A 20,670-nucleotide genomic window follows, 5' to 3' on the forward strand; every position below is an offset into this window, starting at 1 on the left:
TTCCCCGCCTAGTCATTGGGGACGTTCTTGAATGACTAGTCGTTTAAGAACGTCCCCAACGACTAGTCGATAAGGAGTATCATCATCTGCGCAAATAAGCACGAAAGAGCATGTTAGAGATTGAGAGCGTATGGCTGACACCGTATCTAAGCACATTGACATGACCACCGGCTCGCTGTGGCGCAATATTCCCCTGTTCGCCTTCCCCGTGGCCGCCACGAGCATCTTGGAGCAGCTGTCGAACCTCATCGCCACGGTCATCATCGGTAACTTCTCGGGCGACCAGGGAACCCTCGCCATGGCGGCGGTCGGCTCCAATGTTCCGCTTACCAGTCTTATGCTCAACCTGTTTATCGGCATGTCGCTTGGCTCCAACGTGGTCATCGCCAACGCTATCGGCCGCAACGACCAAAACATGGTCAAACGCGCCGTCCATACCTCGATTTTAATGGCGCTCGTGGGCTTTGTCGTCATCGCCCTGGGCGAGATCTTTGCCGAGCCCATGCTCGCCGCCCTCAACGTTCCCGCCGAAACCATGCCGCTCGCTTCGCTCTACCTGCGCGTCTTTTTGCTCAGCCTGCCCTCGATCTTGCTCTACAACTTTGAAGCCGCGATCTTCCGCTCCGTCGGCATCACCCGCATGCCGCTACAGGCGCTTGCCGTGTCCACCGTCCTCAACATTGGCCTAGACCTCATCTTTGTCCCCGTACTCCACTGGGGCGTCGCGGGCGTCGCCATCGCCACCGCCATCGCCTACACCGTCAGCGCCGCCACGCTCTTTATCCGCCTGCTCAAGACCGACTCCGTCGTCCGTGTCACCCTACGCGACTTAGGCTTAGACCCCGTCGCCCTCAAGCGCATCGTCAAGATCGGCCTGCCCGCCGGCATCCAAAGCGCCGTCTTTGCCGTCGCCAACATCATCATCCAGTCTGCCATCAACAGCCTGGGCACCGAGGTCATGGCCGCCTCGAGCGCCGCTATGAGCTTGGAGTACGTATGCTACAACCTGCTCAACAGCTTTAGCCAGGCTTGCACCACCTTTGTGGGACAAAATCACGGCGCCCGCCAGATCGATCGCTGCACCAAGACGCTCAAGGTCTGCCTGGTCGAAGGCGGTATCGTTGCACTCACCACGATCATCGTTATTGTCGGCCTGGGGCGCGAGATCTTGTCGCTCTTTAACAGCGATCCCAACATCGTCTCGATAGGCTATATCCGCGTGTGCTCGATCTTTCCGGCGTACGCCTTTAGCATGTTCTACGAAAACATGTCAGGCTACCTGCGCGGCTTTGGTATCTCGCTCACGCCCGCCCTCATCACCATGATCTGCGTCTGCGGCATCCGCTTCTATTGGGTGTTCTGTGTGTTCCCGCACTTCCGCACCTTTGCGAACATCATGATGGTCTACCCCATCAGCCTGGGCACCACGGCGTTCTTTATGGTCGTGGCGGTACTACTTTGCCACCCGGCACGCACCTATCGCGCCACCCAAGCCAAAGCGACAGCCCGCTAAACACCGCATTCAACGCCACGCCAGTCATTAATTGACAATATGAGAGCTCATATAGTCGATAAAGCGCCTCGTGGCGATGGGCATGGTGTCCCAGCTGCGCCAGGCGGCCACCACGTCGCGCGAGGGGGCATGCACGATGGGCCGCACACGAATATCGGCTCGCATGCCCTCCACAGTACGACGGTAGAGCATGCTCACGCCTAGGCCCTCCTCCACCATCGCCATGATGGTGTAGTCGTCGGTCACCTCGCTCATCACGTGCGGCGACAGCCCATGCGCCGCAAATGCATCGAGCACCAGGCTCTGTTCGCCCTCATCCAGCAGCACAAACGGCTCGGACGCCAAATCGGCGAGCGTCACCTTTTCCTTTGCCGTCAGCGGATGCGCTGTCGGCAACAATGCCACCAACTCGTCGTGATAGACCACACGCTTCTCGAGCCCTGCGGTAAACCCGCGCGCCGTAAAGCAAAAGTCAACCACGCCATCGTGCACCCATTGAGCGTTGCGCGTGTAATCGCCCTGCTTGAGGGTAAAGCGTACGCCCGGGTGCAGCGCACCAAAGTCGCGAATCACGCGCGGCAATACGGTGCGGCTCACGTTGGTAAACGTCGCGATACGAATATCGGTCGACGAAAGCCCCAGCAGCTCCTGGCGCTTGCCCTCGAGCTCAGCCTCGGCAGTCACAATCTGTCGCAGATACGGCAGGTACTGCTTGCCGTCGCGCGTAAGCGAAACGCCCTGCTTACCGCGCTCGATAAGCGTTGTACCCAGCTCGCGCTCGAGTGCCTTGACGGCCTGGCTCACCGCGCTTTGTGTATAGCCCAGCTCGTCCGCCGCGCCCTTAAGACTGCCGCGATCGACCACCATACAAACAATCTGATACCGCGATGCCATCGTGCCTCCACCTCGATATAGCTGTAAAACGTTTTGCCAGGGCTTTTTCTGCCAGCATTAGTATTTCTTAATCATACTGAAGATACATTCGCTTTACTACATCCACATCTGAGAGCAGAATCCTTTTTGCGAAACCGTTCTGTAACAAAAGGAGTCCCATGGATCGCAAAAAAGCAATCGCGCTCTCATTTTCCGTTCCCGTCGCATGGGGCTTTTCGTATCCCCTCATGAAGATCGGCATGGACAGCATGAACGCCACGAGCATCGTCGCGCTACGCTGCATCATCGCCTTTGTGGTCTGCCTGCTGCTCTTCCACAAGCACGCGTTGCGCATCAACCGCGATCTTATGGTCCGTGCCGCCATCATCGGCGCCATTATGGCAACCGAGCTCACCTGCATGTGCCTGGGCTCCAGCCTTACCTCTGCCTCCACTGCCGGCTTTTTGCAGAGCCTGACGGTCGTGATCGTACCGTTTGCCAACGCCGCCCTGCTGCGTCGCGCCCCCGAGCGCAAAGTGCTCGTCGGCACCGCCATCGTCACCTGCGGCATGCTGCTGCTCTCGGGCGCCGACTTTACCAGCCTGAACCCGGGCGCGATCATCATGCTGCTCTCGGCCTTTATCTATGCCAGCCACATCATCGTGGCCAAGCGCTTTGTCGAAGAAGTCGATCCGCTTGCTCTGGGCGTTTGGCAGCTGGGCTTCGGCGGCTTGTTCTCGGGCATCGCTGCATTCACCTTTGGCGGCTTCACGCTTCCCGGCACGCCCAGCGAGATCGTCGTTGTCGTCGCGCTCGCACTCATCTGCTCCGCCTACGGCTTTATCACTCAGACACTCGTGCAGCCCCACGTGCCCGCCGAGACCACCGGCTTCGCCTTCTCGCTCGAGCCGGTCTGCTCCGCCGTCTTCTCGTTCTTCCTGGTTGGCGAGGTCCTAAGCCCCATCGCCTTCTTTGGCGCCGCCCTCATCCTCACCGGCGTCATGGTGGCAACCGTGCAGCTTCCGCGACTTCATGCGCATGCTCACGACCATACCCGCATGGCAGGAGCGCCCGAGCGAGCCTCGTAAAGCGCCTCACCTTTTATAGCCGCGGCATAAAGGCAACCGGTGCGCCTTTACAATAGATGCCAACACAGCATCTGCCATAAAGGAGCCCCATGAACACCGCAACCCGCGACCGCAACATAGCAACTTGGTTGGGCGATGCGCCGCAGCCGGTACGTGACACGACGAACCAGCTGCTCGAGCGCATCGCCCTTTTGCGTGCCGTGCAGACTATCTACCCGGCACAAGACGACATCCTCAATGCCCTCGCTTACACGCCTGCCGATCAGGTCAAGGTTGTCATCTTGGGTCAAGACCCTTATCACGGGCCCAACCAGGCCATGGGGCTGTCGTTCTCGGTTCCCGCGACGCAAACCAAACTGCCGCCGAGCCTGCGCAACATCTATAAGGAACTCAACGCCGACCTAGGCTGCCCCATCCCCGCCACGGGAGACCTAACCCCCTGGGCACAACAGGGCGTCCTGCTCCTCAACACCACGCTCACCGTGCGTGAGCATGCCGCCAATTCGCACGCCAAGCTGGGCTGGAGCACGCTGACCGACTACGTTATCGAGCGCTGCTGCCAGCTGCCCCAGCCGGTAGTCTTTTTGGCATGGGGCCGCTTTGCCCAGCAGATGGTCGAGGGCAAGCTCGCCGCGACCGGCGCGGGAAAGGCAACCGGCAAGTTCTGTCTGGCCTCTACGCACCCCTCGCCGCTTTCGGCCAACCGTGCCACGGCAGAGCTCCCCGCCTTTATGGGATCGCGCCCCTTCTCGGCAGCTGATCGGCTACTCGAACAGCACGGCTCGACCCCCGTCAACTGGACTTGCCTCGGCTAAAAATCGATACATCAAAAACGCGCCCGACGGCAATCTTGCCATCGGGCGCGTTTTACTATTCGGGCCAAATAAATTGTGTGCGGCCGGCCTCGCCGCCATCAATCAGCAGGCTCTGCCCGGTCATAAACCGGTTGGTCACGCCCACAAAGTAGATCCACTCAGCGATCTCCTGGGCGGTAGCCCAGCGCTTAAGCGGCGTGAGCTCCATAATCTGGTTCCACAGGTGCTCGTCTTCCATCACGCAACGGTTGAGCGGCGTGATAACGCCGCCCGGGTCCACACTGTTGGCGATGGCCTGCGGCGCCAGGCGGTTTGCAAGGTTCTTGGTGTAGGCGATGACGCCGCCCTTGCTGGCGGCATAGGCGGGAAACTCCGATCCCGTATGTCCGCTCGCCGACCCCACATTGACCACGGATTGGATAGCAGGCGCCGGCTTGGCGGCAAGCCCCTCCCCCACAAAGGCATAGTGCTCGGTCACGTTGATGGTGCCACGCAGGTTGGAGGCGATGTCGTCGGCCGAATCCTGCGTTCCGGCAACATTCACGATTACCTGAGGCTCAAGGTCGCCTGGAAACGAGTTAGGCTCGCGGACATCAACGATCAGATGGCGATAGCGTTCGTGATCGATCGCCGCCGGTAGCAGATCAAAGCCCACGACCTCGTGGCCCTCGTCCAAAAAGCGCTGCACGCACGCGGCTCCGATACCGCCCGAAGCGCCCGTGATCAAAACCCGCATACTTGCTCCTTAGGCGGTTGCGTGGCGCTCGAGGTACTCGGCGCCCACGTTCTCGCGCTCCCAGCCACGCACGACCTTGTAGCCCACGGGGCTCAGGAAGACCTCGCACAGCAGCTCGGCAACAGCGCCGGTCAGCGAGCACATAAGGACCTGTACCCACGTCCAGCCAAAGAACGTGTGGCTTACCACAATGGCAAAGACCAGGTTGTCGATAAACTGGCCAACACCCGTGGACACATAGGAGCGGAAGGCAAAGCTCGCAAAGTTATTCTTTTTGAGCATACGACCGAGCGACTGGTTGAGCGTGGAGTTAACCACGGCAGAAACGAGCATTGCCAGCGAAGAGCCCAGCACCACGTACCAGGTGCCGCCGATGGTGGCGTTAAGGGCGGTGTTGACCTCGATCATACCCGTGTCGTAGTAGGCGCCCCACATGCCGGGCGTGAGCGAGCATGCCCAAAAGCACAGGCTCACGGCCAGGTTGACCAGCAGCGCGAGGATAGAGATTTTGATGGATGCCTTGGCGCCAAAGCGCTTACAGATCATGTCCTGGCACAAAAACGAAACCCAGCTCACCACAAAGCCGCAATCGAGTGCCAGATACGGCAGGCTGATGAGCTCTTTGTTGGCCAGCAGGTTCATCATGATGACGCTCACAAAAAACAGCGAAACCGTTGCCGCGGGAATGCTCCGCAACAGGACCTTGTAGTCCTCCATGACCTTCTTGATCATTATGTACTCCTTTGGTTTTAGGTTTAACGAGCAGGATATCGGACCCGAACTGCTCGGACGTCACGGTCTTGAGACGACGGTGGGTATAATAGCCGCTCACACGGCATCAGGCAAGCAAACGACGCGGCAGCCCCGCAGGGCCACCGCGCCGATGCATTAAAAGGCTACGTTGCCAAACTCCGACAGGATAAGGTCGGGGTTGTGGTCGGTAGCCCAATCCACGTTCCACGGGCTCGTGAACAGCAACAGCTTACCGCCGCGCATGTCCTCGACGCGCAGCGTGTCGCGCGTGAGCGAAAGGCCCGGGATATCGATGGTGTCGGGGTCGTTCTGGATCCAGCGGATGTCCGTATAGGGCAGTGGCTGGCGACGAACCTCAACACGGTACTCGGCCTTGAGGCGGCGCTCGAGTACCTCAAACTGCAGCACACCGACCACGCCCACGATGACGCTCTCCATGCCGGCACCCAGCTCGCGGAAGATCTGGATGGCACCCTCCTGGGCAAGCTCCTCCATACCCTTGACGAACTGCTTGCGCTTGAGCGTGTCGACCTGCGTAATACGAGCGAACATCTCGGGGGCAAACGTCGGGATCTGCGGATACTGCACGTGGCGCTTGCCGGAGCACACGGTGTCACCGATGCTAAAGATACCCGGGTCGAACAGGCCCACGATATCGCCCGCGTACGCCTCGTCCACGATGGCGCGGTCATCGGCCATCATCGAGGTGCCCGTGGCAAGCTTAAGTTTGCGGTTGCCCTGCACGTGGAAGGCATCCATGCCGCGCTCGAACTTGCCCGAGCAAATGCGTACAAAGGCGATGCGGTCACGGTGGTTCTTGTCCATGTTGGCCTGGATCTTAAACACAAAGCCGCTAAAGTCGTCGCAGCAGGGATCGACCGGTTCACCGGTGAGCGTATCGGTATAGGCGCGCGGCGTCGGGGCCAGACGCAGGAACTCCTTGAGGAAGGGCTCCACGCCAAAGTTGGTGAGCGCCGAGCCAAAGAACGCCGGGCTCAGCTTGCCGCAGGCCACGGCATCCAAGTCGAGTTCGTCGCCGGCACCATCGAGCAGCTCGATGTCGTCCATCAGGTTCTTATGGTTCTCCTCGCCGATGAGCTCGTCCATGGCGGGATCGCCCAGCTCAGCCTCGACCTCGGCGACCTTCTTGGTGGCGTTGGCGTGGCCGTCGCCCTCAAAGGCGATAACGCGACGGGTCTGGCGGTCGAACACGCCGCGGAAGTTGCGGCCGCTGCCAATCGGCCAGTTCATGGGATACGTATTGATACCCAGGACGTTCTCGATCTCTTCCATGAGCTCAAACGGATCGCGAGCCTCGTGGTCGAGCTTATTCACAAAGGTGAAGATGGGAATATGGCGCAGCGTACAGACCTTAAAGAGCTTTTTGGTCTGGGCCTCGACGCCCTTGGCGCCGTCGATGACCATAACCGCGGCGTCGGCGGCCATAAGGGTACGGTAGGTATCCTCCGAGAAGTCCTGGTGGCCAGGGGTATCGAGGATGTTGACGCAGGCGCCGTTGTAGGTGAACTGCAGAACCGAGGAAGTAACGGAGATACCGCGCTCCTTCTCGATGTCCATCCAGTCCGAGACGGCATGCTTGGCCGAGCTCTTGCCCTTGACCGAGCCGGCAGTCTGGATGCTGCCGGTATAGAGCAGCAGCTTCTCGGTAAGCGTGGTCTTACCGGCGTCCGGGTGGCTGATGATCGCGAATGTGCGACGCGACGAGATTTCATCCGACAGGCTTGCCATGCGGATCCTTTCTTGCATTGAGTGCATTACGTCGTTGTAACCGCACTATTGTAGCCGCGAAATTCCGCTCTAGGGCACCTATCAGGACAAATTCATCAGTTGGGGCATGGAGTAGCAGTCGATGGCGGCACTCCGCAGCAGTTTGTCTCGATCTGTAACATCTAGACGGTTTTTGAACCTATACCTGTTACAGATTGAGACAACCAGGTGGGCGTCCCAGAAAGATCTCAATCTGTAACATCTAGCCACTCAAAACGGGTCCATCTGTTACAGATTGAGATATAAGGATAGACGGGTGGCCAATGTCTCGATCTGTAACATCTAGCAGCCAAAATCTTCTCCAGTTGTTACAGATTGAGACAACCAGGTGGGGCCCGCCAGCAAAATCTCAATCTGTAACAGGTAACCGTCCAAATCGGTTCCAGATGTTACAGATTGAGATGAATGAACGAGCGGACAATCCGTATTTAGCTCTTGCATAACTGTGCATAGTGTATATATACTGTGCTTACCGGTTATATACACATGTAGCCCAACAGCTAAGGAGCCGCTGTGGACATCATCCTATCCAATTCGAGCGACAAGCCCATCTACGAGCAGATAACCTCTCAGGTCAAAGCTCAGATCCTTTCGGGTACGCTCGCTGCGGGAGCCAAACTCCCCAGCATCCGTGCGCTCGCGAGCGATCTTGGCGTGAGCGTCATCACCACCAAGCGCGCCTACGCCGACTTGGAGCAGTTCGGGTTTATCTGCACCGTGCAGGGCAAGGGCTGTTTTGTCACCGAGGGCAACCAGGAGCTCTTGCGTGAAAACCAGCTCTGCCATATCGAAGAGCTGCTTGCGAAAGCGGCAAGCCAAGCCGAAGCCTTGGGCGTCACGCGCGACAAGCTGCACGAGATGCTCGACCTGGTAGCCCCCGAAACCATGCAGTAGCCATCTGCAAGAAAGGCTATACCATGCAAAACCTTTTAGAACTCAAAGGCATCTCACGCCGTGTGAGCGACCGTTTTTCGCTGCGTGATGTCACGCTCGCTGTGGAGCCCGGCCAGATCGTCGGCTTTGTGGGCGCAAATGGCGCCGGCAAGACGACGACCATTCGAGCTGCTCTCGGGCTTATAAAGCTCGATGCCGGCGAGGTGCACCTGTTTGGGCAGCGCTGTGGCACCGGCGCGCCCGATGAAGCGCAGTGCTGCTTGCGCACTCGTGTCGGCCTCGTGCTGGACACATGCCCCTTCCCTTCCACACTCAAGGTGACCGAAGTTGAGGCACTCGTAAGCCCGGCGTACCCCACCTGGAGCCACGACACCTTCTCCAGCCTCATCGACCGATTTGGCCTCGATCCCAAGACAAAGGTCAAGGACCTCTCCCGCGGCATGGGCATGAAGTTGCAGCTTGCCTGCGCACTCAGCCACAATGCCAAGCTGCTCGTTTTGGACGAAGCCACTGCAGGCCTTGATCCCATGGCGCGCGAGGAACTGCTCGACGAGCTGCTTGCCTTTGTCGCCGACGGCCAGCACAGCGTGCTGCTCTCGAGCCACATTACGTCCGACCTCGATCGCACCGCTGATCGCGTCATCTGCATCGATAATGGCTCGATCATTTTTGACCTGCCGCGCGAGGACATTACCGACCGCGCCGGCATCGCCCACTGCACTCAGGCACAGGCCACCGAGCTTATGGCTTGCGTCGAAGGTGCCCGTGCCGCCCGCCACGCCTACAGCGTGGACGTACTCGTGCCCAACCGTCGCGAAACGCTCGAGGCCTTCCCAGAGATTCCCTGCGATCGGGCAACCATTGATGACTACCTGCGCCTCATGCTGAAAGGGGCTTCGAAATGAAACGCGCCTTTATGTCCGAGCTCGCCATCGTTCGCACGCTTATCCCGAGCATCGCGGGCGTCAGCCTGTTCATCTTCGTTGTGTTGACCCTCGTCAACGCGTCGGATGGCGATTCCGGCATGAGCGCTGGCGCCTGCGCGGTCAGTGCCATGTCGCCCATCATGGTCATGAACTCGCTGGCCGGCTTCGACAATCAAAATGGCTGGGAGCGTTATCGGGCAACGCTGCCCTTCTCGCGCAAAGACATTATTTGCGCACGCTACCTGAGCGTTATTGTCTTCTCGGCTGTCATGGCGTGCGCCGCCGCGCTTCTGAGCATCGTCTCCATCCCGCTATTCAACAGCGTGGGCATCCCCTCGACGGGACAGACGGTCTTTGAGACCGCTATAGCCTCGGCAGCATCGATGCTCATCTCCCTCATGATGGTGTTTTTGGCACAGCCGCTGTTCTTCCGATTTGGACACATGGAGGCGCTGCGCCTATCCGTCGGCCTGTTTGCCCTGCTCTGGTGCCTTGCCATTGCCACGTTGAGCTCCTCCAACCCCATCAGCAACTGGCTCATGTCGATTGCCGGAGCGAATCCCGATCCCGCCGTCCTTGGCTGTCTGTGTGCAGGCATCGCCGCACTTGCCCTCGCGCTATGTGCAATCAGCTACACCGTCAGCACCAAGGTTTATCGAGCACGCGACCTGTAATCGACAGCTAAAAAAGCTTAGGTGGTACCCCGCTTATTTTTTCAATGAAACAAGGCGGCATGGCGTCACCACCGCCCCTCACAGCAGGCCGTCTAGTTCTTGGCAACCAAAAAGACACCGTCAGCATATCGAAGGTGAATACTTTTCCGAGAAGTGAACGAGTAAAAACAGTGCCCTGTAGCATCGACATTTTTAAGGACTCAATTCCTGCGGTTTTTGTCTAAGAATCCTGCAGTTTTGTTCGAAAAAAGCGTGCATGTTCCAGGGGTCCAGATTTACTCGTTCACTTCGCGGAAAACCATTCACCTTCGATTCGAGCCTTAACCAAATGCCCTCTCGAACTATGGCCCCTGTCTCACCACAGCAATATCAAAGCTTCATGGCGGGACGGTATCATCGGACGAGCGCCGTAAATCTGGCGCGGTCGTTCTTTGGGGAGGCATTTCACCCGTGTCGTGGGTCGCAGCAGCATTTGTGTCGGCTTTCTTTGCCGGCATCACATCTATCCTGGCCAAATGCGGCATCAAGCAGACCGACTCCGATGTCGCGACGGCCATTCGCACCTGCGTGGTGTTCGTTTTCGCCTGGGCAATGGCGGGCATTTCTGGATCCATTGGAACCATCGGCAGCATCGAACCCAGATCCTGGCTCTTTCTCGTCCTCTCGGGACTCGCTACCGGTGCTTCGTGGATCTGTTACTTTAAGGCGTTGGGCATCGGAGACGTCAATAAGGTCGTACCGGTCGACAAGATGAGCACCGTACTCGCCGCACTGATCGCCATCGTACTTTTTGGCGAGACGAGCAACCTTGCGGTTAAGCTCGTGGGAACCGCTGTCATCACCCTCGGCACGTTTTTAATGATCGAGAAGAAGCAGTCTGCCGGACCCGAGCAGCAGCAAGACCGGACCTGGCTCGCTTACGCCCTCGGCGCCGCCGTGTTCGCGGCGCTCACGTCCATCCTTGCCAAGGTTGGCATCGAAGGCGTTGAGTCAAACCTGGCCACGGCAATCCGCACCTGCGTGGTACTGGTTATGGCATGGGCGATCGTGGCAGCCAAGGGAAAACTGGATCAGGTCGCGCACGCTGACCGGCGCGAACTCACATTTCTCGCAACATCGGGCATCGCGACCGGAGCATCGTGGCTGCTCTATTACTACGCCATCGCCACAGGCCAGGTGAGCGTCGTGGTGCAGATCGACAAACTATCGATTGTCGTATCAGTACTATTTGCGCGCCTGGCATTCAACGAAAAAGTCTCGCGACGCAGCGCTATCGGTCTCGCCCTCATCGTACTGGGCACCGCCGCGCTCGCGGTTTGGAAATAGCGCCGATTCCGAGCGAGATCTAGGCGCTCGCAAATCCATGACACAGCGCCACACCGGGCCTAGGGTGCTTGTATCGACCGTGCGTCACCGCACTACTTGCGCAGCGGCTTGGGCAGCGGAATACCAGCAGCGATGACGGCGGCGATGATCATACAGACGATGCCTTTGAGCGGGAAGCACATGAGCAGCAGGCCCACGACCATGACCGGCTGACGCATGACGGCGCCCATCGTCGATGCCGTGCAGACGGCGACGCAAAAGACCGGATCTGCGCCGGTGAGGATAGCAAGGCCATAGCCTAGGCTTACGCCCGAGAAGATAACCGGGAAGAAGTGGCCGCCGCGCCAACCAAGGTTGATGAGGGCGGGGGTCAGCATGGCCTTGACCAGACCGGTCGCGATAAGCACGCCGGCGGGAATGGTCAAGTAGGTTTCCATGAGCACGTCGGCCTGGGTCTCGCCGGCAAACATGGTGTAGGGCAGGACCGTGCCGCAGATGGCGAGCGCCAGACCGGCTAGCATGGCCTTGACGACAGGACGCTCCCCTATTGCATGGGCAAGCGCTTCGCTCGCGTGCTCAGAGACAAAGTACAGCCAGCCGCAGATTGTTCCGATCAACGACAGAGGGACGAGCCAGGTAAGCTCTAGGTTGCCCACCTCGGCGGACTCGAACCTGGGCATGCCCATGCCGCCGCCCACAAGCTGGCCAAGCAGCAGGTAGGTACCCAGACCGCCGGCAATCGCAATACCGTAGACCACCGTCTTTTGCGCCTTGGGCAGCTTGATGGTGATCTCGCCGGACGCGGAGCCCTCGTCGCCGTCGGCACTACCGGCAAGCGGCGCCACAAAGCCAAAGACGGGCGCGGTAAAGAGCGCCGTCAGGGCAGCCTGGGTGCCCAGCAGCGTGAGCTCCCTAAATTCGGCGCCAAAGCGGCGCATACGGTCACCGACCCAGCTGCACAGACCCGCGATAACGCCGGTCAGGCCGGCCTCCGGTCCAATGCTTCCGCCAAACAGCAGCGGCAGTAATGCCGCGAGCGAAAGCTTGCCCAGGTTGTCGTACGGGTAGCGCCCGTCTTGCTTAACCTTAGCCATCACCTGGTTGAGGCCATCAGTCTTGGTGCCTGTCATCTTTTCGTACAGACCGATTAACAGGCCGCCCAGCAGGCAGACAAAAAACGGGTACGGCAAAAAGCCAAACGGGCCACTGGCAAGCTCGGGCGAAGCGACGCCCAGCGCGTGCGGAATCTCGGTCCATAGATAGTCGATACCGTGCTCCATCGCGAAAAAGAACAGCCAGACCGCGGCACCTGCGAACGCACCGGTCACGGCAACGCTAACTAAAAACAGCGCGCGGTTTGTGGGTTTGGCAAGGTTATCCATCGGGTCCTCCCGCGGTCAAAGTCGACATAGTTACGTTTTATTGTAGAGCGAGCGTTGCCCGAACGAGCCAACCGTCTGCGCCGCAAACGGCACCATTGGGAGCCATAGTGGGGCAGGCTCAAGGCTTATCCGTTGATAATCGAGGCAATCTCGCGCAAATCGTCGGCAAAGTAGATGCCGTGCTGGCGCCGCGGGCTCGATAGGCCCTTATCAATCATGTGCTCGAGCAGCGCCTTGAGGTCGTTGTAGTAACCGTCCAGGTTATACAGGATGCATGGAGCACTCAGGTGCCCCAACGACACCGCGGACATGACCTCGGCAATCTCCTCGAGCGTGCCCGTCCCACCGGGAAAGGCGATGAACGCATCGCCGAGCTCAATCATCTTGGCCTTGCGCTCCGCCATATCACTCGTCACGATAAGGTCGTCGATACCGTCATGTTGAAACTCAGCCTCGATAAAAAAGCTCGGCTCAACACCCGTCACACGTCCGCCAGCATCGAGCACGCTATCGGCGAGCGCGCCCATCAGGCCCGATTTGGACCCGCCGTATACCAGCGCGTGTCCGTTGGCGCCAATCCAGTTGCCCAGCTCCTGCACCGCGGGCAGAAACGCTGGGTCATTGCCAGTGTTGGCACCCAGGTACACGGTGATGTTCATATTTGGCCCCCCTGTTGTGGCGCACGACGTTCGTCTTAGCGCTGGCGTCGACGATACTCGCGCACGCGACGCGAAAGATCGGCAAGCTCGTCGTGATTGAGCTCTTCCAAATGCTCCAGATCATCCATAAAGCGTGTCATGGTGTCCTTTTGACGCATCTTGATAAGCGTATTGCAGTAGTTCACCGCCACGCCCGTGAGCATGGCGATGTAGAAGATGCTGATGACGCTCAGAATGACGGTAATGGCGCGGGCAACCGGTGTCTCGGCCGGAATGTCACCAAAGCCGATGGTCGAGACCGTCTCAAAGCTAAACCACAGGCCATCGCCAAACGTAAGGGTCGTGGGCTCGGACAGCCAAACGGCCGTCGAGCACAGCAGATAGAAGACGAGGAACAGCTCCGTAATGCGCACGAAGCCTGCCTGGCGCAACACGTCAGCAAGCGTCTTGAGCTTTTTCATCGCGACCCCTTCCACGGACAACCAATCACGTTCGCTCGGTATTGTCCCACGCCTCCCCCGCAAACGAAACTAGTCATTGGGGACGTTCTTAAATGACTAGTCAAACAAGAACGTCCCCAATGACTAGTCGTTTAAGAACGTCCCCAATGACTGCCGGGCGGGAGCGTTTAGCGGTGCAGCTGCCGACTAGTCAGGCTGAGCTGGTATCCTTGTGCGGTAATATCTCGATTCGTTAGGATTGCATGTGAGAGCTGCCACTGTCCTTCGTTCAGTTATATATCGCGCTCTGGCCATTGTGCTTGCCGCGCTTGCCGTACTAAGTTCTATCGCGCCTGTCCAGGCTTTTGCCGATGACTCTAGTCAGCAAGTCAAAACGGTCCGCGTCGGCTGGCTCGTCAACAACGAGGGCTTCCAGGATGGCATCCCCGGCGAGCGTCTCTCGGGATGGGGTTACGAGTACCTCCAGACCCTGTCGTACTACACGCCCGGCTGGCGGTACGAATACGTCTCCGGCACCTTCACCGAGCTTATGGACATGCTCGAGGCAGGCGAAATCGACCTCATGCCCAACATCTCCTACTCCGAGGAACGCGCCCAAAAGCTGCTCTTTTCCTCGAACCCCGAGGGCACCGAGCGCTACTTCATCTACGCCAAGCCCGATCGCGACGACCTGGCCAAGGGTGACCCCCAAGCGCTCCAGGGCCTTACCATCGGCTGCAACCCCGGCGTTATGCAAACCGCCGTCGGCCAACAATGGCTCGCCAACGAAGGCATCACCTGCACATACAGGGAGTATGACGGGGGCTCCATGCTCTTTGACGCGCTCGCAAACGACGAAGTCGATGCCGTCATCATGAACGACACCATTTCGTCGCCCGATGCCTCGCCCATGTTCTACGTTGGCTCGAGTGACTACTATTTTGCTGTCCCCAAAAGCCGCCCTGACCTGATGGACGACATCAATGCCGCCATGACGGCAATCGCCCGCGTCAACCCACGCTATATCGACGAAGTCAAATCTAACTACTCGGCCCAAAACAGCGGTTCATCATCGTTCAACGGCCCCGAACGTTCCTGGCTCAAAGCAAATGACAACACCATCACGCTCGGCTACATTACGGGCAAACTCCCCTACTGTAACGAAGACGAAGACGGAGAAATGGAAGGTTCGCTCGCATCGCTTGCGACGACGCTGCACGATAAATTTGGCATTACGGTCAAAACCGTCGCCTTTGATAGCTACAAGATGATGTCAAAGGCCCTGTCAAAGGGAAGCATAGACGTTGCGCTGCCGGTATACCGAGATTACTGGCTTGCCGAGCAAACAGGCGTTGTGCAGTCGGTATCGTTGGGAACCATGTCCCTCACCGCCATCCACACCGGCAGCAACCTGAACAAAGACCTTCAGAACATCGCCTGTACCAAATCATCGTTTATCAACAAAAATGCACTTGAAAGTCTGTTCCCCACAGCGACCGTAACCGAATACCAATCCGACGATGAAGTGTTCGACGCCCTCAGGAAGGGAACGGCGCACTGCATCGTCGCTCCCAGTTCACGCGTAAAAACCATCGGCGACCGTCATGATCTCGAGGGCTACGAGACGGTCGAGCTCCCTGGCACCTGTGAGCTCTCGTGCTGGATTTCGCGCGGAAAGCCCGAGCTGCTGGGAATCATCAACAAGGGCATCATCAATGCCGGAGAATCGCTCTCCGCAAGCAACTACTCCTCCACGTCGTACACAGCCCAGGAATCCGACACGCTTCGATTCCTTTATCGCAACCGCACCGCCATTGCCGCTATCCTCATCGGTATGTTGTCGGTCGGCATCGTCCTGCTCATCTGGGCGCTCGTGCGCGCTCGAACCGAGCGCGAAAAAGCCGATGCCGCCAACGCCGCTAAGACAGCATTCCTCACGCGCATGAGTCACGACATCCGCACGCCGCTCAACGGCATCCTGGGTCTTATCGAAATTGAGGAATTGAAAGACGGCGATATGCAAGTCGCCCGCGAAAGCCGCGCCAAGGCGCGTGTTGCCGCCAATCACCTGCTCTCGCTGATCAACGATATCCTCGAGATGGGCAAAATCGAAGACCGCAAGCTAACACTGGAACATGCTCCTTTTAACCTCAAAGAGCTCTGTGACGATGCGCTGGTGCTGTGCAAGCTCCGCGCGTCCGGTAACGGCATCACAATGCAGGACAATAGCCTGCCGTACGCCACGGGGCCATACATGATCGGCAGTCCCACCCATATCCGACGGATCATAATCAACCTGCTAGACAACAGCATTAAGTACAACAAGCGCGGCGGCTCCGTCACTTTTAGCTCACAGACCAAGCCACTCGATGATGGGCGCGCGCTCTTTTGCTTTAGCGTTTCGGATACCGGCATTGGCATGGCTCCCGAGTTTTTAAAGCATATCTATGAGCCGTTTGCCCAGGAAGGTGACGATGCGCGCAGCAAGTTCCAGGGAACCGGCATGGGCATGCCAATCGTCAAGTCACTTATTGACCTGATGGGCGGCACGATTGAGATTTCGAGTGAGGTTGGCGCGGGGAGTACGTTCGACGTCCAGATTCCGCTCGATATCGACAAGACCCCTCAGGCAAGAGAACGTGCGAACGGCCAGGCAAACAGCTGCTCGCTTGCCGGCATGAACGTCCTCTTGGCAGAAGATAACGAGCTCAATGCCGAGATTGCCCAGGCTCTGCTCGAAAGCGAGGGCATCGTCGTAACTCGCACCGCCGACGGCAACGAAACGGTCAACCTATACGTTGGCCGTCCCGCGGGTAGCTTCGATGCGATTCTAATGGACATCATGATGCCGGGCATGGACGGCTACGAGGCAACCCGCGCGATTCGTCTGAGCGGGAAGGCCGATGCGGCCGATATCCCCATCATCGCGCTCACCGCCAACGCCTTTGCCGAGGATGCCCAGGCGGCACACGATGCCGGCATGAACGCTCACCTGCCCAAGCCGCTCGACTTTAACAAGCTCAAAAACATGCTCGCCCGCATCAAGAAAAACGGAGCTGTTTCGCTATAGTTTGTGCTCAACCACCGCACACAGCCAGAAAGGATGCCAATAATGTTTAGGCCCTTACGTCGAAAGAAACGCGCCATCACTGACGAGGAAGCGCGCGAACTGCTCGCTACCTGCAAGCGCGGCGTCTTTGCCGTCAACGGCGACGATGGCTACCCGTACGCCATTCCCGTCAACTACTTCTTTGACGCCGAGCACGATAAGATTTATTTCCATGGCGCCAAAGCCGGCCACAAGGTCGACGCACTCAAGCGCGATGACAAAGTCTGCTTTACCGTTTACGGCAACGAGTGGTACAAGGACGATGACTGGGCTCCCTACGTTATGAGTACCGTGGTCTTTGGCCGTTGTCGCCTGGTAGATGACACCCCTGCATTTATCGAGGACAAAGTCCGCCAGCTCGCGCTTAAGTACTACCCTTCCGCCGAAGAAGTCGAGGAGGAAATCGCCAAAGACATCAAGGGCGTCCAACTCTACGAGATTACGATTGAGCATCTCTGCGGTAAGCAGATTCATGAAAAGTAAGCCCCTCAGCAAGCCTCATCAATAGCAATATGGCCCGGTTCCAACCCACCTTGGAACCGGGCCATATGCTTATGAAGCGTCGGCGGCTATGTGCGCAAGCGCCTCAACGAGCTCCTGCGAACTCACTGGTTTACTCAGGTGCGCGTTCATGCCCGCCTCACGCGAAAGCCTGCGATCGTCGGCAAAGGCGTTGGCGCTCACGGCGATAATCGGTGTGGTCGCGGCATCATCGCGATCGAGTGCTCGAATCCGACGCGTGGCCTCAAGGCCATCGATGCCCGGCATCATGATGTCCATCAACACCACGTCGTACTCGCGCGGCGCGCTCGCGGCAAACATCTCGACGGCAGACTCACCATCCTTGGCATGCGTCACGACGGCACCGGCGCGGGCGAGCGTAAACTGCGCGATCTCGGCATTCAGGTCGTTATCCTCTACGAGCAAAACGCGCAAGCCCTGGAGCGCATCGCCGTCCCCCGCGTCCACGCGCACTGCCTGAGGGATCTCGGAGCGCGTGCACTTCTCAAACGGCAGACGGATGGTAAACGTCGTCCCCTGCCCCAAGATGCTCGAAAAGCTCATGGTTCCGCCCATAAGCTCGACCAACTGTTTAGCAATAGGCGCACCCAGGCCAGTTCCCGATGAAGCGCCTTCCACCTGCTGCTCCTCGCGACAAAACGGCTCATAGAGGTGCTGCTGGAACTCCTCGCTCATGCCAATACCGTTATCGGCAATCGTGTACTCATAGACGGGGACGCCATCCACCGGCTCCACCTCGCGGCACTCCACGCGAACATAGCCGCCCCGGCGGCTGTACTTTACGGCATTACCGGCAATATTGACCAACAAGCGCTTGAGGTGCGTCACGCTCACCCGGGCATAGGGATGATCGAGCGTCTGCTGGTCGCAGATAATCGTCACCAGACGCTCCTCGGCCTGGCGCTCCAGAATATCGCGCACTTCGCGGTTGAGGACCGCCAGATCTGTGGGCACGAGGTCCAGGTCGACCTGTCCGCTCTCCAGACGGCTCATATCGAGCGCCTCGTTCGCAAGGTCGAGCAGCAGCCCCGATGCCGTCCAGATCTTTGAGCGGCACTCGGTCTGCTTTTGCAAGTTGTCTGCGTTGGCATTGCCCACCTCGACCATACCGCGAATGCCGTTGATAGGCGTGCGCAGGTCGTGGCTCATACGGCGCAGAAACTCCGTCTTTGCAGAGTTAGCGGACGAGGCCTCACGCGCCGCTTTTGCCAGCCTGTCGACATAGTCGCGCTCCTGTACCAACAGGTCGGCCAAGCGTTGGCGCTCGGCACGACGGCGCGCCATCACAACAGCGGCTATAGAACCGCCGTAGAGCACCAGCACGGCGGCAACAACAGTGGCGACGACCTCGAAGCAACGCTGCGCGGAGGCATAGGTATACACGTAGAATTTGCGCGCTTTACCATAGGTGCCCAGATACCACTTGCCATCGGCGTTGACCAATCTGACCTTACCGGCCACGCAACGCTCCTTAATGCCGTTGATAACGATGGCATCCGTCGCGGGCAAATCGAACGCGCCCGATATGGTGGGCTCAACGGCATTGGTCGCAACGACCTTGCCATCGTTTTCGATCACGATATTGCCGCTATCGATGGTCTCATAGCCATCGAGCAAGCTCTGCAGCTTAAGCGTATTGCTCGCGACCGCTTTGGCGCTCTGGTGCCTCACGGCGACAACGATGCCCTCGTCATCGCGCCGGGTCGCACAGCCAATGTCTGCGACCGAACCATCCGCAAGCGTAATGCGAGCGGTATAGGACTTAAGCGGATGGGCCGCCACCTCCAGCACAGGCACTTCTTTGAGATACGCGGCGAGCGACTCGTAGTCCACCTCATCCGTCGAGGACTCGGACACCACGTTGCCCGATGCGTCCGTCACGATGAGCGCTGTTACATTGAACTGGTCGGCATATTGCTCCAGCGTTGCGTTATCCACCGATCCATCGCGCTTTATATCGCGCGCCGCCTCCCCGGCAATCTCCATGACGCGCGTCAGGTTTTTGGTCGCATAGGCGCTGTTGAACGCATCGTAGGAAAGGCTCTGCGTCGCCACGTAGTCGACAACGTCGCCAAAGCGCTGCTCGGCCTGGGCTGTCGCGTAGCCGTAGCTCAACATGCCGGCAGCAACCGAGAGTGCTATCCCCAACAAGGCGGCAAGAAGCCATAGACGAGTCGAACGATCGTCCCGCTCCTCTGCGGTATGGTCGGGTGCATTAATCACGACAGGCCCTCCATATTCAAAAATGGCGAAGGGTCATCAAAGTACTTTGACACCAGGCGCTCCATGGTGCCAGCGGCAAGCATTTCCTGGTAGGCCTGAGTGAGCTTAATGTCGATGCCGCGCGTATCGTTGATATCGAAAGCGGTGCCCAAACCAACCTCTAGCAGCGGCTCGTTCAGAATGCGGTACGTCACGCCATAGTCTTTTTCGTAGGTGAGCAGCGATGACTCGTGCGCGGCGATGGCGTCGACCAGGCCCTCGACGAGCGCCGGGTTCAGGTACGAGCGATCCGAGAAGCTGTAGAGCTCCTTGATCTGCGGAACGTTTTCATTGGTGCGATTGAGCAGAATCGACTCGGGCTTGGTGGTGGACTGGACCGCCACGACCTTATCCTCAAGATCGGCAAGCGTGTAGATATCGCTCTCGGGGTCGACGGCGACCACCTGTCGGCTCGCAAGGTACGGGCCGGCCCAACGGTATTCGCTTTCGCGGCCCGTCATAGTAAAGCTGCCCATAACGCAATCGAGCTCGCCGCTCGCCAGCAGCTCTTTCTTCTTTTCCCAGTCGATCAGCTGGTATTTTGGCTTGTAGCCAATACGAGCCAAAGCCTCGGTCAAAATCTCGACATCTAGGCCAACGATATTGCCGTACTCGTCGCTATACACAAACGGCGGATAGAGGTCGCTGCCGACGTTGAGCGTCTTAAGGCCGTCGTCGTTGACCTGCGAGGTGGCCGTGCCTTCTGATGCGGACGTCGGGGCTCCGCCATTCGACCCGGAACAGCCGGCTATCGCCACGACAAAGGCACTCACCACTGCAAGCGCAACAAACATCGATATGGCAACCGAGCGGCGGGGTCTTTTCATCGAGCTCCAGACGGTCCTGTTTACTGACTGAAACGACAAAATGATAACAAACAGAACAATGTTTGCATCCATTGATTACAGAC

At 58.5% G+C, this 20,670-nt stretch carries 18 protein-coding genes; 9 read left to right on the plus strand and 9 right to left on the minus strand.

The annotated features are described in order from the left end of the window. The first annotated feature begins 130 nt into the window (after positions 1-130). Complete coding sequence (locus ACEXKH_RS02175) at positions 131-1,513, plus strand: MATE family efflux transporter (protein ID WP_373572915.1); 1,383 nt, start codon at positions 131-133, stop codon at positions 1,511-1,513. A 27-nt stretch (positions 1,514-1,540) separates the two neighbouring features. Here ACEXKH_RS02175 and ACEXKH_RS02180 read toward each other — a convergent pair whose 3' ends face one another. Further along, positions 1,541-2,407 carry a LysR family transcriptional regulator gene (locus ACEXKH_RS02180; RefSeq protein ID WP_373572916.1) on the minus strand — a complete coding sequence of 289 codons (867 nt, stop codon included), beginning with the start codon at positions 2,405-2,407 and terminating at the stop codon, positions 1,541-1,543. 158 nt (positions 2,408-2,565) lie between these two features. Between ACEXKH_RS02180 and ACEXKH_RS02185 the strand changes: the two genes are divergently transcribed. Next, positions 2,566-3,474: a DMT family transporter gene (locus ACEXKH_RS02185; protein ID WP_373572917.1), complete on the plus strand. Its 909-nt coding sequence runs from the start codon at positions 2,566-2,568 to the stop codon at positions 3,472-3,474. A gap of 89 nt (positions 3,475-3,563) precedes the next feature. Then, on the plus strand, positions 3,564-4,289 hold the full coding sequence (locus ACEXKH_RS02190) for a uracil-DNA glycosylase (protein WP_373572918.1): 726 nt from the start codon (positions 3,564-3,566) through the stop codon (positions 4,287-4,289). A gap of 55 nt (positions 4,290-4,344) precedes the next feature. Here ACEXKH_RS02190 and ACEXKH_RS02195 read toward each other — a convergent pair whose 3' ends face one another. The 3 genes from ACEXKH_RS02195 to ACEXKH_RS02205 form a co-directional block, all read right to left on the minus strand. Beyond that, complete coding sequence (locus ACEXKH_RS02195; RefSeq protein WP_373572919.1) at positions 4,345-5,025, minus strand: SDR family NAD(P)-dependent oxidoreductase; 681 nt, start codon at positions 5,023-5,025, stop codon at positions 4,345-4,347. Positions 5,026-5,034: 9 nt separating this feature from the next. After that, entirely contained in the window at positions 5,035-5,757 is a 723-nt protein-coding gene (locus tag ACEXKH_RS02200; protein ID WP_226812554.1) for a VUT family protein, read from the minus strand. A gap of 156 nt (positions 5,758-5,913) precedes the next feature. Next, the gene (locus tag ACEXKH_RS02205; protein ID WP_373572920.1) at positions 5,914-7,527 is read right to left on the minus strand and encodes a peptide chain release factor 3; all 1,614 of its coding nucleotides are present in this window, start codon (positions 7,525-7,527) and stop codon (positions 5,914-5,916) included. A gap of 552 nt (positions 7,528-8,079) precedes the next feature. Between ACEXKH_RS02205 and ACEXKH_RS02210 the strand changes: the two genes are divergently transcribed. From ACEXKH_RS02210 to ACEXKH_RS02225, 4 genes are all read left to right on the plus strand, one after another. Then, positions 8,080-8,460, plus strand: a complete 381-nt coding sequence (locus ACEXKH_RS02210) for a GntR family transcriptional regulator (protein ID WP_373572921.1) — start codon at positions 8,080-8,082, stop codon at positions 8,458-8,460. A 23-nt stretch (positions 8,461-8,483) separates the two neighbouring features. Further along, positions 8,484-9,365: an ABC transporter ATP-binding protein gene (locus ACEXKH_RS02215; protein ID WP_373572922.1), complete on the plus strand. Its 882-nt coding sequence runs from the start codon at positions 8,484-8,486 to the stop codon at positions 9,363-9,365. Further along, positions 9,362-10,060, plus strand: a complete 699-nt coding sequence (locus ACEXKH_RS02220) for an ABC-2 transporter permease (RefSeq protein ID WP_373572923.1) — start codon at positions 9,362-9,364, stop codon at positions 10,058-10,060. The genes ACEXKH_RS02215 and ACEXKH_RS02220 overlap by 4 nt, the downstream gene beginning before the upstream one ends. Before the next feature lie 450 nt (positions 10,061-10,510). Then, positions 10,511-11,386: an EamA family transporter gene (locus ACEXKH_RS02225; protein WP_373572924.1), complete on the plus strand. Its 876-nt coding sequence runs from the start codon at positions 10,511-10,513 to the stop codon at positions 11,384-11,386. Positions 11,387-11,478: 92 nt separating this feature from the next. Here ACEXKH_RS02225 and ACEXKH_RS02230 read toward each other — a convergent pair whose 3' ends face one another. From ACEXKH_RS02230 to ACEXKH_RS02240, 3 genes are all read right to left on the minus strand, one after another. Then, positions 11,479-12,768 carry a chloride channel protein gene (locus tag ACEXKH_RS02230; protein ID WP_373572925.1) on the minus strand — a complete coding sequence of 430 codons (1,290 nt, stop codon included), beginning with the start codon at positions 12,766-12,768 and terminating at the stop codon, positions 11,479-11,481. Between the two features lie 125 nt (positions 12,769-12,893). Beyond that, the gene (locus ACEXKH_RS02235) at positions 12,894-13,427 is read right to left on the minus strand and encodes an LOG family protein (RefSeq protein ID WP_373572926.1); all 534 of its coding nucleotides are present in this window, start codon (positions 13,425-13,427) and stop codon (positions 12,894-12,896) included. A gap of 35 nt (positions 13,428-13,462) precedes the next feature. Then, complete coding sequence (locus tag ACEXKH_RS02240) at positions 13,463-13,888, minus strand: potassium channel family protein (RefSeq protein ID WP_373572927.1); 426 nt, start codon at positions 13,886-13,888, stop codon at positions 13,463-13,465. A gap of 244 nt (positions 13,889-14,132) precedes the next feature. On the opposite strand from ACEXKH_RS02240, the gene ACEXKH_RS02245 reads away from it, so the two are divergent. Both ACEXKH_RS02245 and ACEXKH_RS02250 read left to right on the plus strand, forming a co-directional pair. Next, a complete protein-coding gene (locus ACEXKH_RS02245; RefSeq protein ID WP_373572928.1) occupies positions 14,133-16,937 on the plus strand; it encodes an ATP-binding protein in 2,805 nt (934 codons plus the stop codon). A 42-nt stretch (positions 16,938-16,979) separates the two neighbouring features. Continuing rightward, complete coding sequence (locus tag ACEXKH_RS02250) at positions 16,980-17,459, plus strand: pyridoxamine 5'-phosphate oxidase family protein (protein WP_373572929.1); 480 nt, start codon at positions 16,980-16,982, stop codon at positions 17,457-17,459. A 69-nt stretch (positions 17,460-17,528) separates the two neighbouring features. Here the strand turns inward: ACEXKH_RS02250 and ACEXKH_RS02255 are convergent, their stop codons facing one another. Then, positions 17,529-19,721 (minus strand): response regulator, encoded by a 2,193-nt coding sequence (locus tag ACEXKH_RS02255; protein ID WP_373572930.1) that lies wholly within the window; start codon positions 19,719-19,721, stop codon positions 17,529-17,531. After that, the gene (locus ACEXKH_RS02260) at positions 19,718-20,587 is read right to left on the minus strand and encodes a substrate-binding periplasmic protein (RefSeq protein WP_373572931.1); all 870 of its coding nucleotides are present in this window, start codon (positions 20,585-20,587) and stop codon (positions 19,718-19,720) included. Before ACEXKH_RS02260 ends, ACEXKH_RS02255 begins: the two co-directional genes overlap by 4 nt. Positions 20,588-20,670: the final 83 nt, after the last annotated feature.

The organism is Collinsella aerofaciens ATCC 25986 (assembly GCF_964259375.1).
In the GTDB taxonomy this organism is placed as follows: domain Bacteria; phylum Actinomycetota; class Coriobacteriia; order Coriobacteriales; family Coriobacteriaceae; genus Collinsella; species Collinsella aerofaciens_BO.